Below are 14601 nucleotides of genomic sequence, written 5' to 3' on the forward strand. Positions count from 1 at the left end.
AGGAACGGCCGGTGCGGAAGCTATCCCCATGGTGGCCGTTCGATCGAAAATCTCTATTGGCCTACCAGTTCATCCAGAGAGACGAACAGCAGGGCCGCAAATGCCGGCCGGTAGAGGCGAATCTGCAGCTCATCCATCCGCAGGGACGTGGCTATGATGATATGCCCGCTGACGTTAAACATAGCTCCCCACGATGTTTCACGTCAGGACGTTAACTTAGAAGTTGGCTTGTTCGAGCGCGAATCAGCGCACTAATATATTCATAACAAGCCTGAGCGTTTATATCCATCCAGCACCCCCGATTTTGCTGCGGGAGGAACGAATGGCAAAACAACAAAATGAGAACGGCCCGATACTCCTATTCTTGGTCGCATTACTAGGTCTGTATCTCGGCCCCCTTTATATTATTTATATAGGTGGCACCGTCCTAGGCGGCTTTGAAAGTAGGTTTGCTTTTGTCGATTCAGTTCTTAAGTTCGTCTCAACGGACGCGAACAATCAAGAACTCTTCCTCCGGATAATTATGCCACTGCTGGTAGGGCTGACTTCCGGCAGCATGCTTAGAAATATTACTTCTTGGCCCACCGTGCTACTGTCGCTAATCTTCATTGCAAGCTTAGGAATCGCTACCCTATTGCAGATTGATCTCACTGATGATGCTGCCGCGTTATTACTTAATTCAAGGGGTATTTCTGCTTCGGACATTCTGCATTTTGCTCGAAATATGCACGATGCACTTATTACGTCCCTAACGGTTACGCTCGGAATATCCGCATCAAAAGAAAAGGAATCTGATCATGCTCCGACACAAGTTTGATAAGTGGCAGTTGGTCGCATTCGCATTCACCGTGCTTTCCCTTGCACCTATCCTTGCTCATCCATATCAATTGACCTTAAAGGTAAAGGCTGTCGCCGCATCTGGCCCGGTCGAAATTACTGCCTTCGATGAAGGGCAGAATTCTTGGCAACTGAAAGACACGGGCTCCAGCAATTGGCATCAGGTAGCAATATCTTCATCCTCGCTTACGATCCCTGTCGAAAATTTACTAATCCAGATTCGCGATGCGGGCAACGGAGAAGAGATCGAGTCTTTGAACATACAAGTTCCAAGTCTATTTCAAGACCGCGAAGTTAAGCTCTATACATACTTGGATCGACCGGACGTGGCCCTGAACACAATTACTGCTTTAAATCAGTTGGCGATATCAGGGAAAAAGCCAATTGAGGTTTACTTGAAGTCTCGCTGGTTGCACGGTCGAGCGCAAAGTCCATTGAACTACAACCTTGCTATCGCATCCGCATATTTGTGGTTCAAAAGCAGCTATCAACTTGCAACTTTTCCTGAATATTACGATGCGTTTGCTGTTGACATGGTGGCAGTCAACCAGTTGGAGATTTATTTAGGGTATGCGAACGACCCAAGTGGTGCTGACTACGATAAATGGAGGCGAGCTTGGGTGGATTTTTTTGGAGCCGGAAGGATCGAGAAGGTATCACTAGATATAAAGGCCGCCAAATACACAGATTGGAACCTCTTCAAGTTCACCCGGTTCCACACTGAAGCGACACAATACAAACAAGCGTGCGAGTTTTTGCGACTCTTCACTGCAAAGTACGCGACGTTAGATGATGAAGGGAGAGCCTACGTTCGAGAGAAAGTCGATTGGGGTGGTAAGTCGTTTGAGTCAAGGATTGGGGACGATGATGGGCTACTGCAAGCCCGCCTTGAATCGCATGCGAGTTGCGTATCTAGTAACTTTTCGTCCGCATCCACTAACATAGACATAGGCATAGAGCAGGGAGATCAAGATAACAAATCGTTGGAGCCGACCTTTGACCGCTCCCTCCCTGCGCTGCCGCTCCGGTCGGTCGCCGTCAAGGTCAGCTCAACTCACCGTTGAATGGCTGCTTTCCTTCGCGCCGGGGATCGACTCAGGGTCGAAAGGGTGAGTAGCGTTTTTCCACGGAGCGAATCGAGTGGGGACGGAGTTAACCCCGTCGCCCTCTTACACCACCGCGGGTAATAGGGGTCTGACCCCTATTGCCCGCGACCCCTATTGCCCGCGGCGGGCGACAGACCGCTCTGGCCTGGCCGAACTGCCGCCAAGAGTTAGTCTTCACCGAGCGGCAGCTTGAGGATCAGTAAGCTGACGTAGCGCTTGCAAACGTCATCAGGCAGCTCAGGGTCGTTATGCAAAGTCGTCGATTATGGAAAGTCGCTGATTGCAGCGCGCACCGATCGCTGGTGAGCAGCGGCAAGCGTGCGCTGCGGGGTTTCCATAATCACAAGGTCTTCAGGAAGTGGATCAGGGTGTCAGGAGCCCGGTAGCGCTGGATTTTAGCGTCCGGTTCGCGGAGTCTGGCCAGTGCCCTTTCCTTCATGGCGAGATCGGCCTCGACGTACTGGTGAGTGGTCACTGGGCTCTCGTGCCCGAGCCAAAGCGCGATCACGCTGATGTCGACGCCGGCCTGCAACAGGTGCATTGCCGTGGTGTGGCGAATCACGTGGGGCGAGACCTTGCGTTTTGCCAAATCAGGGTAGGCAGTGGTCGCGGTTTGCACCGCCAAGGCCAATCGGAGGGAGACGTTGGCACGCGTCATCGCCTGTCCGTTTCGGTTGGGCAGCAACGGCGAAGCTGCCTCGAACTGAGGATTTTGCTTCCGCCAAGCTCGGATCGCCCTGACCGTCGAGCGCCAGAGCGGAACGCTGCGCTGCTTGCGGCCCTTGCCGTGCAGATGTACGCAAGCTGCACGATCCTCCACAACCACCTCACCGACCTTGACTCCGATGATCTCGGACACGCGCGCACCCGTGTTGTAAAGCATCAGGAAGAGCACATGGTCACGCTGACCGATCCAGGTTCCATCCGGCGCGTCGATCACGGCGAGCATCTCCTCGCGGGACAGGTAACCGAACATCGGCCGCTCGAAGCGCTTCACCGGTATGCCGAGCGCGCGCTCGACGATTCGCAGCGACGACACATCCCGGTGGCCAGCAAACTTGAGGAATGAGCGAAGCGCAGCCAAGCGCGCGTTACGACTGCGCACGCAGTTGTGGCGCTGCTGTTCAAGATGGTTGAGAAACGCCGTGATCAGCTCGGGCGTCATGTCCGCGAGCGTCATGGTGGTGGGCGACTTGCCCAATCGGCACTGAGCGAACGCCAGGAAGAGCACAAAGGCATCGCGGTAGGCAGCGACGGTCTGTGGGCTGAGCGCCCGCTGCTGGGTGAGGTAGTCGGCGAAGTAGGCCTGCACGAGCGTGGCGAATGACGGCGGTGTGGCGGGCTTACTCATCGTCGGCTCCTGCGAGATCGACGAAGCGCTCGAACTTGCCGCCGGCCAGTGCCATCAGTTCTGGCACCGCCGAGAGATACCAGTACGTATGCGAGATCTTGGTGTGGCCCAGGTAGGTCGACAAGGCCAGCATCATCTGGTCGACATCGGTGCCTTCGCTATGCCAACGCACCAAGCGCCTGACGGCAAAGGTATGGCGTAGATCATGAAGACGCGGCCCGGCATGCGCACCCCGATTGACCCAGTCGAGACTATCCCGTAGCGCATTGAAGACACGATGGACCTGTCGATCACCGAGCGGCTGTCCCAGCCGCCGACCCCGACTACTAATGAAGAACGGGGTGTCGGCCGTTGTCGGTACGTGGCGGATACGCTGCTGCCGGTAGCGCGCGAGCGCTTCTACGGTACTCGGAGGCAAGGGCAACTGACGTGACTTGGCAAACTTGGTCTGCCGCACGATCAGCATCCCACGTTTGAGATCGACGTCGGCATCACGCAGGTGAATGGCTTCGGAAACACGTAGCCCCGTTGAGGCCATCAGGCCAAACAAGGTTTCAAAGCTCGCCGGACGTAAGCTCCAGCGTGGCCCGAGTTTGTGGGCGGCTGCCAACAGATCGACGATCTCCTCCTCGCGGTAGATGTGCGGCGCCACGCGACCGGGTTCAGGGCCAAAGATCGACTCCTCGGGGATCTCGGTTTGCGGCTCGAATTGCTGCAGGTAGCGAACGAAACGACGCAGTATCGCCATCCGCCGATACCAGGTTTCCGGTGTCCCAAGCCCCCCTTTGCCCTTTCGCACCCAATCGACCATCAACTCGACGGTCAGGGGGCCGTGGTGATGCCGATCAGCAACGAACTTCGCAAAGTCGGCCAGGAGCGTGTCCTGCGAGTGCAGCTCGAAACCAAGCCGATGGCGTTCGGCCAGATAGCCGTCAACTCTTGTCTGCAAGCCGATTCGCGCGCTCATGATTTACTCCCAGGCCACGGCAGCGGTACCGTTGAGAGCATCGGCGTGTCGAGCTTGGCGTAGATGAGCGTCGTGTTCAGCGAACGATGGCGCAGAAGGTCGGCGACCTCCTTGAGGGAGCTACCGTGCTCCACGAGGCGGCACGCCAAGGTATGGCGCAGGGCATGCGATCCAGAATGCGGTAGGCCGCTGCGTCGACAGGCGCGCGTGATCACTTTCTGGATCGCCTGCGATGTGATGGGTTGATCGCGCGCCCCCAATCGGCGAACGAAGATGGCAGGGTTGGAAGTTGGCGGTCGCTCGTGCTGTAGATAGTCCGCAAGTGCCTGCCCGGTCTCGACCGGCAAGGGCAAAGTATCCTGCCGAAATGACTTCGTACCCCTCAGCGTCACCGTACCGGCGCGCCAGTCAATGTCACTGATCGATAGGCGCGCAATTTCTCCGGCCCGCAAGCCCAAGTCGAGGGCACAACGAGCAATCGCATAACCGCGTTTCGGCCACCGTCGGGCGAGCCTGATGGAATTCAGGAACTGCTCAACCTCTTCCACCGTCAGCGCGTGTGGCAAAGTTGCCAGCCGCCAATGCGCCGGCAATGAAATGACCGCCGTCAATGCTTTGACGGAGTCTCCGCAAGCGCTTCGATACCGGAGATAGCTCCGCAGCCCCGAGGCCAAAGTGGTTGCATTGGAGGGCGTTCGGCGAGCATCCAGTTGGTCTGCAAGAAACTGTCGGACATCGGCTGGACGCAGTCGGGCGAAATCAACGACGCCGTTACCAAATTTCTGGCGCAGTAGCCGGCCTGCAATACGCAAGCCGTGCCGTCGGCTACCCGGTGACAGCCCACGCAGGTCGCGCAGGTACGCGTCGTAGCGCCGCAGTTCTTCTTCGATGTGATCGGTGGATGCGGCGTCGACCTGTTCGATCGACGCGGCCTGGGGTGTCTTGGTGTTCATGGCAGTCTCCTGAAGTGGAGCTACCACTTCAGGAGACTGGAGAAATTATGTCTACCTCGTCGCCGAGCTACTGCCGCTGGCTGCCCGTCCTGCCTAGGCCTGAACGGCCATCGCGACAGCTACTTTCCATAATCGACGACTTTGCATAACGACCCTTATGGAAAGCTTTCCATAAGGGTCGGAAGCCGACGGCAGAACACTCCGCCTGCTGTGCTATGTATCGTCATGTATTCCTGATTGCGATCTGTCAGCATGGAGAGTCAAGGGGGTTCAACGCGGTCGTTAAACGTAGCAACCGACGAAACGCTTACTTACTACCCTAATGAATAAAAAACTTATCCTTGTTGACTACGAGAACATCTCGCGAATAGACCTCTCAATTCTTGACGATTCGTTTCGCGCGATTATCTTTGTAGGAGCCAAGCAAAATCGACCTAAAGCATCAACGAAGAAAACAACTGAACACCGTTTTGCACGCGTCGACTTTCAGAAAATCGACGGCTCTGGGAAGAATGCACTGGATTTTCACATCGCTTTTGAGCTTGGGCGAACGATTGAGATTGCGCCAACAACAAAGTGTTTCGTTCTCTCAAAAGACAAGGGTTTCGATCCTCTGCTTTCTCACTTGAACAAGAATGGGTTGCAATGCAGGAGAGTCACATGCATCACAGAACTCGTTCCTCAGGGTAGCACTCAGGCACGAGTCTCGGAGACCGTCACTTGCTCCACCGAACACGTTCCCGATCAAGACGCCCATACGCCAACACCGGATGCAGTCCTATGCGGGCGCTGTCGAAAAGAAAGCACGATTGAACATAACGGTGGTCGCTGGTGCTCAAACTGCGGTTGTTTTTCACAGCCCCCAGACCCAACCTGCCCACCACCAAAAAAGATTGGTTATGTTATGCGGAGCCGAAGATAACCCACCTGTTTTGGCACGACTATCTTTGGGTGGTGTGCTTGGTGCCACCGGAGAGAGGACATGACTGGGGTATCTTTGATGATGGAGAATGAATGTGTCGCAACTGCATAGCCAGACATGGAACATAGCTGCGTGTCTAGTCTGTAGGCGCACCACTTCCAACGTCTGCTTTCCCTCGCGCCGGTGGTCGGCAATGGATCGTGAAGAGACGGTCGCAAGAGTAATAGGCGTCTGACTCCTATTACCCTATTACTCTATCAGAGGCAAATGGAAAGACCCCGAGGGCCGCACGTCGCTTGATCAAATATATCCCAGCAACTTCCACCAGACGCTGCCCACCACCACCAGAACCAGCAGGTTGACCACGCTCATCACGGCGCCGGCTGCCCACCATTCGTTGAGCGTAGTGTAGCCCGAGCCGAAAATGATCGGCGCCGTGCCGGTGCCGTAATGGGTCAGCGACATCATCAGCGATGACGAAAAGGCGAGCAGCAGCGCCAGTAGCATGGGCGGCGCGCCCAAGGCCACGCCGGCGGCGAAAAATGCACCAAACATGGCGGTAATGTGGGCCGTGGTGCTGGCAAAGAAATAGTGGGAGTAGAAATAGATCAGCACCAGGATCACGGTCGCGCTGATCCAGCCCAGGCCCATGTGATTGATGCCATCCTGGATTGACAGCGAGAACCAGGTGATCAGCCCGAGTTTGCCCAGGAACGTGGCCATCATCACCAGCGCAGCGAACCAGATCAGGGTGTCCCAGGCACTCTTGGCCTTGAGGATGTCCTCCCATTCCAGCACGCCCGTCACCAGTAGCAAGGACAGGCCGACCATGGCCATAGTCGTCGCGTTGAGGTCCGCCTCCGGGCCGAGGAATATCGCGGGAACGCCGGCCCACATGAGCAGCATCAGCGCCAGAACACCCAGCGTGACGACCTCGGACGCCTTCATCGGGCCCAGCTTGGTCAGTTGCGCTTCGGCCATACCTTTGGCATCGGGCGTATTCTTGATCTCGGGCGGGAACATGAAATAGAGCACCAACGGCATCAGCATCAGCATGCACAGCCCGGGCAGCAGTGCAGCCAGCGCCCACTGTCCCCAGGTGATCGAGATGGCGGAGTTCGTGGCCTTGGCAATCAGGTCCACGATCAGCGGATTGGGTGCAGTGGCCGTGATGAACATGGCCGAGGTGATTGGATTGGTGTTGTAGTTGACCAGTGCCAGATAGCGCCCCATCTTGTTTTGCGTGCCCAATTCAGGGCTGGAGCCGAAGCCGTCCGCAATCGAACGCATGAGGGGGTGAATGATGGCGCCGCCGCGCGCTGTGTTGCTTGGCGTGACCGGTGCAATGACCAATTCGGACAGCGCCAGCCCATAGGCGATGCCGACTGTCTTCTTGCCGAACAGCGCAATGAAGTAATAACCGATCCGTGCGCCCAGCCCGGTCTTGGTCAGCGCAATGGCAATCATCACGGCGATGGCGATCAGCCAGATCAGCGGATTGGCAAAGCCGCTCAAGGCGTCAACAATCGCACCCCCGGGCTTGCCCGGACGGGTGACCTCCGTGATGGCAACCAGGGCGATGGCTATGATCGATACCGCACCGATCGGAAGCGCCTTGCCGATGATGGCCGCAATCGTCCCGGTAAACAGCGCAAGCAGGTGCCAGGCTTCAGGTGTGACCTTGGCAGGCACGGGAATGATGAACCAGATCAGCAGCGCAAGTCCAAGCGAAATGGCACTCGGGAGGGGTTTGGGAAAGGTGAGCTTGTTCATCGCGTGTCCATCATCAGTTGGTCAGGCTGCGCCGGAACTACAGTTTTACTCTACATAATCCACATGAAAAACAGGAAACGTTGGCCCTTGCCAAATTACTAAATTCCAATCCAATTGATTGGCAGCCCGGAGTCGTCAGCCGCTCGCTTCGCATTAATGGAGCTTTATGGAATCGTTGTCACTGGCTGGCGATGTTTTACTGCGAACGGTCAGGTCTTGACGTTTGCCAAAGGCACGGCAAAAGACCTGACCCCAAAAACCTCCGGGAAACACCTGACCCCAAAACCCGCGCCTTCGGTCCCATCGCTAGCGAGTCATGGAGTCATGGAGTCAAGGGCTCATTTCGTTGCAAAGCAATAAAATAGTCCGTCGCCACCCGTGGGACGCACTTTCTCCTGACTACAGCCAAGTGTCGGGTGCGCCGAATTCCAGGACATGGCCCAAGAGGCATCGAGGGGACCAGCACGGTCGAAATGACCGGTCATCGCGGCGCCATTGGGTCCGCTGTTGGTCCAGTTGCTGCAGGTCATGTCGGGAAATGGGGCGCCCGGAAAGGCCGTTCCGTCAGGTCGCGAACCGGTCAGCATGTCGTGCTTGTTAGGTTTCTCCGTGCCACTATTTACGGCTTGTCCCTTTTCGTCCAGTGCTGTCAGCTTCGTCAGCTGGCTGTTCGCTGAGTGCAAGTCGTCGACACTGCGCGCAATCACCTCGCCCTTGGCATTCTGCCAGGGGCCTGCACCGATTCTGTCGCGCGCATTCACGAAGTTCGTATCGGTCAACTTCGCTGCCTGGGTGCTCAGGTAGGCATGCCAGGTGCGATCACCGGCACCTGCCGCCCGCGCCAGCGATTGGCAGTGCTGGTCGGCTCCGTCCAGCCCCCCCAGGTCGCCGCCTTTGCCAGAGCCGACACTGGTCACAAAGAACGTCATGTCCTTGGGCCCCGGCTGCATGCTTGCGCACCCGGCCACGCTGATCGCGCCGGCCGCAGCCAGCCCCGCCATTCTCATCATGTGTTGCATCCCGCCCTCCTTTTGGTTCCAGCCAGTTGATGGAAAGAGACGACCGTGCTCCGCTCAACGGCTTCGGCGACGAACCTCTCCTCCAGCTTGAGTTTGTGGCGTCGTGATCATGCGCCGAAGCGAACTGCAGAGCAAGCTTGGAGGTCCGGCTAAAGGCAGGCAGTCGCCCATCGATCGCTGAGAATCCCGTTCCCCCGATCGCCATTGTATGACCAATGAAATTTTACAGATTGTTCACGACCCTGAGCTGTCGGTCGCGATTTGTCAGAGCTGCCATTCGCGGCAAGAACCGATACGGCGGAAGCGAGCGTTCGTTACACCAAGGCAATGTGGCGACCTGAGTGGCAGCTTTAAAGTCCGTTCTGTGACCATCTGGGGTGCCTAAATCGATCACCGGCAAAGGTTCCCGGTGATCGCAATTTCCAAGACATATCGATGCTCGTTGTCTATTATGGAATCGTGGTTCGCTAGAAGAAGGCAGCGCGGCAGAAAAAAAGGCGGCTGTCGCTAACAAGTAGGCTGCGCAGCCGCCAAGTACAGCAGCAGAGGGATAGGACTTCGATGTCGGCGGAGTCCGGTTCGGAAACGCAACTCCGGGTATCCGGCATTTGGCCGCAGCGTCAGGGCCACGCCTTGCATACGACGCGATTCGGAGGCGGCACGAAATGGAAAAGCTAGTTGCTTACAACAGAGGCGGCCCCCAGCCTGCCGTGTTGGTGTTAGTAATTGCGACCAGCTCTGGGCGCGTAGCCGTCGCCGCCGTTGTGGCGGACCTATTACGTTGTTTCTGACTGTGCAACGCAGACACTATGTCCGACGATACTTCGCACTTTGATACGCCCGCTGATGCGCCTTCTGCGGAGAGAACGCGCGATGCCCTCGCCCCATGGTGCGCTGCCGTCAATGCTCAGTTGGCCGAGTTGCACCGGGTGTTTGAGGAGAAGATTCGCGATGACGTCACGAAAGGCGATTTGTTCGAGAAACTCTACCGTGACTTGGCGAATTATCGCGACGACTTCGTCTTCGCTAATATCACCCGGCGCGTGTTCACAGACCTCATTCGCCTTTTCGACCGAGTCGACGCGCTCGTCGAGGAAGACAGTGTCGCGCACCTGCAGCGCGAAGATATTCTGGATCAGGTGCGCAGCTTTCGCAGCGAGATACTCCAGGCGTTACGACGGCAGGAAGTGTCGATCATCGACGACGGGCCCGGTTCGTTTGATGAAATGGTTCAGGAAGCAGTCGACGTTGCCGCCGTGCCGCGGCGCGAAGACGATCAGAAGGTGCTGACGGTGGTGAGCCGCGGCTTTCGTCATCGCGGGCGCCTGCTGCGGCCCGAGTGCGTGGTCGTAGGAAGGTTCAATGGTGTCGAGGAGGGTCAAGACAATGGGTAAAGCGATAGGGATCGACTTGGGAACGACCATGTCCGCCACGGCGATCGTCGATGCCATGGGGCGACCGCAGATGATCGCCAACCGCGAGGGCAAGACCCTGACGCCCTCTGCGGTGCTGGTGCGCGGCGCGGAGCGCGTGGTCGGTGAGCGCGCAAAACGCGCGGCAATCGCCAAGCCGCACAACGTGTTCCAGTTCATCAAGCGCCGCATGTGCGATCCGGATTTCGTCTTCATCGATGAAGATGAACGGCAACACCGCCCGGAAGAGTTGTCGGCGCTGATCCTGAAAAAACTGAAGCAGGACGCCGAGCAGGCACTGGGCACCGAAGTCACCGAGGCGGTGATCACCGTGCCGGCCTACTTTGCCGACCTGGAACGAAACCGCACGCGCCAGGCGGGGGAAATCGCCGGGCTCAAGGTGCTCGACATCATCAACGAACCGACCGCGGCGGCGCTCGCTTACGGGCTTGGGAAGGGCGAAGCCGACAAGAACATCTTTGTCTACGATCTGGGCGGTGGCACATTCGATGTCACGATCATGAATGTCATCGGCCCAGAGGCGCTGCGGGTGCTTACGTCGGGCGGTGATCGTTTCCTGGGCGGAGGCGATTTCGACGCAGACCTGAGCGCCTATTTCGTCCGGCAGTTCGAAAGCAAACATGGAGTCGACTTGAAAAAAGTCGGGGATCTGAAGACCGACCAGGCGTTTTGCGATGCAGCCGAATTGGCCAAGATCGACCTGTCCGCCGATTCGCAGGTGGACGTTAGCCTTTCGGCTGCGGGCAAGGTGCTGGATCTTACTCTCGAGCGCCGCGACTTCGAGAAATTGATCAAGCATCACATCGAAAAAACAAAAGACCTCAGCGAGGAGGCGCTGGCGGCTGCCAAGCTTGGTTGGCGCGACATCGACAGGGTGCTACTGGTCGGGGGCTCGACGCGCATCCCGATGGTGCGCGAGATGCTGCAGCAGCTCACCGGGAAGACACCGGAGGTGGGGATCAACCCGGACGAGATGGTGGCACTGGGGGCGGCGATCTATGCGGCGAACCTGAGCGGCGTCACCGTGCGCAATGCAAAGGGGCAAGCGCTGAAGCAGGTGAGCTTGCGCAACGTCACCGCCCATGCCCTGGGCGTTATTACCCTCGACCACGAGCACAAGGATGTCAATTCCACCATCATCGAAAAGGATACCGAGATACCCACCGAGAAGACCCGGGGCGGGTATACGACGGCCGATGACAACCAGACTTCGGTGCGGCTCCAGGTCATCCAGGGCGAGGACCTGGAGCCGGCGGAATGCATCAAGGTCGGCGAGGCGGTTCTTGAAGGCATACCGGCCCTGCCCAAGGGCGAGCCGAAGATCGAGGTGACACTGGGTTACGACAGCTCGGGCATCGTTCGGCTCCACGCCAAGGAATTGGGCTCCGGGCGTGAGATCAGGAGCGAGTTGCAGTGTCCGGCCTTGATGTCGAAGCGGCAGATCCAGCAAAGCGCCGAGCGGGTGGACGCGCTCAAGGTGAGCTGACCGATACACAAGGCGCAAGGAGTCGATCATGGCGCGCCGTTATCCCGACTTCTTTCGCGAACTCGGTCATTGCATCGAGCGCAGCAAGTCGCGCGAAGAAAACTATGCGCGCTTGAAAAAGCGCCACAGAGATGTACGCAATCAGCATTCCAGCAGCGCGCGCCTCGAGCAGGCCCTGCTCGACCAGGCACAGGAGGTGTTTAGCAGCGAGGCGAACTACCAAGAATACATCGAGGTGTTACGGGCGGAGGAAAAAGGCGATGCGTCCCAGTCCGGCAAGGCATCGGCACAGGCCGAGCGGCGCGCCGCGGAAGCCCAGCGCAGAACGCACAAAGCGGAGGAGGAATCGCGGCGCGAAGCCGCACGGCGGCGGGAGCTCGAGGGTGCGCTGGAAGCGCAGCGCCAGCGCGCCGAGGAGGCCGAGCGCGTGGCACAGGAGGCAAAGAACCAAGCGGCGCCGGGATGGGGCGATCTGCTCATCAAAGGTCTCGCAGCGTGGGCCGCGAGCAAACAGGCGGCTGCGCCGGCGGCGCTCGACCTCTCTGGAGATTGGCGGAGCCCTGACGGCTTTCTGTTCCGCATCGCGCACGACGGAAACCGTGTGCGCATCCAAGCGTGGGATCAGTTCGGCCGATTCATAGCCGACAGCAATGGCGGCTTCGATGGCAACATCCTGCAAGTGCAATTTCAGACGGTGCCGATCCCGACAGCGTGGGGCCCGATCCCTACTCACGGTGTCGCCACCTACCAGGTCTTCAACGGCGGCCGCCTGATGCAGGGACAGATCTCGAACCATGTCACCGGCCAGATGACCAGCGTGCAGCTCCACCGCGTCCTTTGACCCGTACCCAACTACACCATCGCGAGCGCTTGCGCGCGCGCCATGTGGCCGCGTTAGAGCGCTGGCCGCAGCGCAGCGGAGCGGAGTTCCTGCGCGAAATGCAGGCCGTCGCGTACGAGCTGAGCAACCTCGCGCGCGAAGCTGACGGCCTTCGCGGCGACGCCATCGAACGAGCCCGTACCTGGTGGGATGCGGCAATGGCATGGGACGATCTGGGCAGCGCCGGGGATGTCCGCGCGCTCGCGGAGGCCGAGGCGGCAAGCGGCAAAGCGAACGCGCTCGATCCGAGCGGCCGGAGCGATATCGCAGCGCTGTTCGCGCAGCTGCAGGGCGAAGTCGAGCACGGCAAGTGCGACATGGATCCGGTGCGCCGCGCCGGCATCGAGCAGTTCATGCCGCGCCTTGAGGCGAGCGTGAAGCGCGGCACCGAGCCGGCGCGCAGCACCGAAGGTCTCGACGATGAGACGCGGCTCGCCGCGCTGCGCGAGGATTTGCTCGAGAACGTCACCCTCCGGGGCGAAATGGACAGGCTGTTCACCGAAATGCTATCGCGTACCAAGGACCCGACTCTGGCCGGGCCGGCGCCGCCGGCCGGATCGCGTGCGGCACGGGTACTGGCGCAGGTGCAAGAACTCAAGGCTTTCGTCATGGCCGATGCGATGCCCATGCATGCAGACCTGGGCCTGGGCAAGCCAGGCACCGCGTGGGATCTGATGGTTCGGCTCGGCCGCTTGGTCACGGATGTGCACGCCAGCGCTGGCGATGAGGACGCGCTGATCCGGCTGGAGGCGGATCGTGCCCGCACGCTCGCCAATGAGGTGCGGCGGTATGCGCGCCGCGAGCATCTTGGCCTGGCGCGTCCGGTGTGGTCGCAGCGTGGGATCGTGGTCGATCCAAACACGCTGTTCTTCTCCGGCCCCGCCGCTGTCGGCAGCACCCTGGCGCACTACGCTGCGCGCCGCCGGCTGCTCTTCAACGCCCGCCCCAGAGCCGGCGCCGATATCGCCGAGGCGCGCTGGATCGACTTGGCGCGCGCCAACCTCGCCATATTTGACATCTCGGAGCGCGACCCGCAGGTGTTTTACGAGATAGGGGTTGCTCTCGGGCTGGGCACCGAGATCCTGCTCGTCGCGCGCGCTGGAACTGCGGCGCCGTTCGATATTGCGCAAAACGTTTGTTACTACGACGATGGCAACGTGGCAGCCGCCTTCTTCGACCAGCATATCGATGAGGCGATGTACGGTGTGCAGGTCATGGGCGGTCAAGGCTCCTGCCTTGAGGCCACCCTGGTCTTTGCCGAGCAATCGGCGCAGCCGGCGGCGGCCTCCGACTCGCGCCTGCGCATCGCTCTACAACTCCTGCGCAAGGCCCTTGCCGACCCGATCCAGTACCGCGCAGCGCTCAACAACTTCAATAGCGCATTGAGTGGCAGCCCCTTCGTTCTCGTGACGCCGCGCTGGCCGATCGGCTATACGCAAGGGGGGCGACCGCGTTGCTTCATCGTCATGCCCTTCGCCCAAGAGCTGGAAGCCACACAGCGGACCTACCGGGCTATTGCCGACGAAGGTACCCGCATCGGCGTGGATACCATTCGCGGTGATGTCGCCGTGCGCCAGGAGATCATCCACTCGATCTGGGAGGAGACGGGACAGGCGAGCCACGTCCTGGTGGACCTCACCGGCTTCAACCCCAATGTCTGCCTCGAATTGGGCCTCGCCGATCTGCTCGGCAAGAACAGCCTGCTCATTGGTTTGGCGGGAACGGAGACACGACTCTTCCCCAATATTGCCAAGCGGCGCTGCCATCCCTATGGCGAACGTGGCTGGGACGATGGACAATTCGCCGGCGTCGTCCAGCGTTTCTTCGCGCAGCGGTGACGGCTGTGGGTAGCCGTGGCGAGCGTAGGGGTCAGT

12 protein-coding genes are annotated in these 14601 nt (G+C 59.1%); 7 read left to right on the forward strand and 5 right to left on the reverse strand.

The window, feature by feature from the left end:
* Nucleotides 1–322 precede the first annotated feature (322 nt).
* Together V5B40_RS18485 and V5B40_RS18490 are read left to right on the forward strand one after the other, a co-directional pair.
* Nucleotides 323–817 carry a hypothetical protein gene (locus V5B40_RS18485; protein ID WP_332355874.1) on the forward strand — a complete coding sequence of 165 codons (495 nt, stop codon included), beginning with the start codon at nucleotides 323–325 and terminating at the stop codon, nucleotides 815–817.
* The gene (locus V5B40_RS18490) at nucleotides 798–1901 is read left to right on the forward strand and encodes a hypothetical protein (protein WP_332355875.1); all 1104 of its coding nucleotides are present in this window, start codon (nucleotides 798–800) and stop codon (nucleotides 1899–1901) included. The genes V5B40_RS18485 and V5B40_RS18490 overlap by 20 nt, the downstream gene beginning before the upstream one ends.
* A 382-nt stretch (nucleotides 1902–2283) precedes the next feature.
* On the opposite strand, the gene V5B40_RS18495 is transcribed toward V5B40_RS18490, so the two are convergent.
* Genes V5B40_RS18495 through V5B40_RS18505 form a run of 3 tightly spaced genes read right to left on the reverse strand, consistent with a single transcriptional unit; the run spans nucleotide 2284 to nucleotide 5214 of the window.
* Nucleotides 2284–3294: a tyrosine-type recombinase/integrase gene (locus tag V5B40_RS18495; RefSeq protein ID WP_332355871.1), complete on the reverse strand. Its 1011-nt coding sequence runs from the start codon at nucleotides 3292–3294 to the stop codon at nucleotides 2284–2286.
* Nucleotides 3287–4261, reverse strand: coding sequence for a tyrosine-type recombinase/integrase (locus V5B40_RS18500; protein WP_332355870.1), 975 nt, complete (start codon nucleotides 4259–4261; stop codon nucleotides 3287–3289). The genes V5B40_RS18495 and V5B40_RS18500 overlap by 8 nt, the downstream gene beginning before the upstream one ends.
* A complete protein-coding gene (locus V5B40_RS18505; protein ID WP_332355869.1) occupies nucleotides 4258–5214 on the reverse strand; it encodes a tyrosine-type recombinase/integrase in 957 nt (318 codons plus the stop codon). Before V5B40_RS18505 ends, V5B40_RS18500 begins: the two co-directional genes overlap by 4 nt.
* 322 nt (nucleotides 5215–5536) lie before the next feature.
* Between V5B40_RS18505 and V5B40_RS25320 the strand changes: the two genes are divergently transcribed.
* Nucleotides 5537–6136, forward strand: coding sequence for a PIN domain-containing protein (locus V5B40_RS25320; protein WP_434735888.1), 600 nt, complete (start codon nucleotides 5537–5539; stop codon nucleotides 6134–6136).
* 300 nt (nucleotides 6137–6436) lie between these two features.
* Here the strand turns inward: V5B40_RS25320 and V5B40_RS18510 are convergent, their stop codons facing one another.
* Nucleotides 6437–7909 carry a DASS family sodium-coupled anion symporter gene (locus V5B40_RS18510; protein WP_332355876.1) on the reverse strand — a complete coding sequence of 491 codons (1473 nt, stop codon included), beginning with the start codon at nucleotides 7907–7909 and terminating at the stop codon, nucleotides 6437–6439.
* 338 nt (nucleotides 7910–8247) lie between these two features.
* Nucleotides 8248–8928, reverse strand: coding sequence for a hypothetical protein (locus V5B40_RS18515; protein ID WP_332355877.1), 681 nt, complete (start codon nucleotides 8926–8928; stop codon nucleotides 8248–8250).
* 911 nt (nucleotides 8929–9839) lie between these two features.
* On the opposite strand from V5B40_RS18515, the gene grpE reads away from it, so the two are divergent.
* From grpE to V5B40_RS18535, 4 genes are all read left to right on the forward strand, one after another.
* Complete coding sequence (gene grpE / locus V5B40_RS18520) at nucleotides 9840–10322, forward strand: nucleotide exchange factor GrpE (RefSeq protein WP_332355878.1); 483 nt, start codon at nucleotides 9840–9842, stop codon at nucleotides 10320–10322.
* Nucleotides 10315–11847 (forward strand): Hsp70 family protein, encoded by a 1533-nt coding sequence (locus V5B40_RS18525; protein WP_332355880.1) that lies wholly within the window; start codon nucleotides 10315–10317, stop codon nucleotides 11845–11847. The genes grpE and V5B40_RS18525 overlap by 8 nt, the downstream gene beginning before the upstream one ends.
* Before the next feature lie 28 nt (nucleotides 11848–11875).
* The gene (locus tag V5B40_RS18530; protein WP_332355881.1) at nucleotides 11876–12688 is read left to right on the forward strand and encodes a hypothetical protein; all 813 of its coding nucleotides are present in this window, start codon (nucleotides 11876–11878) and stop codon (nucleotides 12686–12688) included.
* A 98-nt stretch (nucleotides 12689–12786) separates the two neighbouring features.
* A complete protein-coding gene (locus V5B40_RS18535; RefSeq protein ID WP_332355882.1) occupies nucleotides 12787–14565 on the forward strand; it encodes a hypothetical protein in 1779 nt (592 codons plus the stop codon).
* Nucleotides 14566–14601 lie beyond the last annotated feature (36 nt).

Origin of the sequence: Candidatus Accumulibacter meliphilus (genome assembly GCF_036625345.1) — a bacterium.
GTDB classification, from domain to species: domain Bacteria; phylum Pseudomonadota; class Gammaproteobacteria; order Burkholderiales; family Rhodocyclaceae; genus Accumulibacter; species Accumulibacter meliphilus.

What these genes read in the sequence shown, in the direction of transcription:
- V5B40_RS18485 (WP_332355874.1), top strand. Translation starts at nt 323, where the DNA reads ATGGCAAAACAACAAAATGAGAACGGCCCGATACTCCTATTCTTGGTC.
- V5B40_RS18490 (WP_332355875.1), top strand. Translation starts at nt 798, where the DNA reads ATGCTCCGACACAAGTTTGATAAGTGGCAGTTGGTCGCATTCGCATTC.
- V5B40_RS18495 (WP_332355871.1), bottom strand. Translation starts at nt 3,294, where the DNA reads ATGAGTAAGCCCGCCACACCGCCGTCATTCGCCACGCTCGTGCAGGCC.
- V5B40_RS18500 (WP_332355870.1), bottom strand. Translation starts at nt 4,261, where the DNA reads ATGAGCGCGCGAATCGGCTTGCAGACAAGAGTTGACGGCTATCTGGCC.
- V5B40_RS18505 (WP_332355869.1), bottom strand. Translation starts at nt 5,214, where the DNA reads ATGAACACCAAGACACCCCAGGCCGCGTCGATCGAACAGGTCGACGCC.
- V5B40_RS25320 (WP_434735888.1), top strand. Translation starts at nt 5,537, where the DNA reads ATGAATAAAAAACTTATCCTTGTTGACTACGAGAACATCTCGCGAATA.
- V5B40_RS18510 (WP_332355876.1), bottom strand. Translation starts at nt 7,909, where the DNA reads ATGAACAAGCTCACCTTTCCCAAACCCCTCCCGAGTGCCATTTCGCTT.
- V5B40_RS18515 (WP_332355877.1), bottom strand. Translation starts at nt 8,928, where the DNA reads ATGCAACACATGATGAGAATGGCGGGGCTGGCTGCGGCCGGCGCGATC.
- V5B40_RS18525 (WP_332355880.1), top strand. Translation starts at nt 10,315, where the DNA reads ATGGGTAAAGCGATAGGGATCGACTTGGGAACGACCATGTCCGCCACG.
- V5B40_RS18530 (WP_332355881.1), top strand. Translation starts at nt 11,876, where the DNA reads ATGGCGCGCCGTTATCCCGACTTCTTTCGCGAACTCGGTCATTGCATC.
- V5B40_RS18535 (WP_332355882.1), top strand. Translation starts at nt 12,787, where the DNA reads ATGCAGGCCGTCGCGTACGAGCTGAGCAACCTCGCGCGCGAAGCTGAC.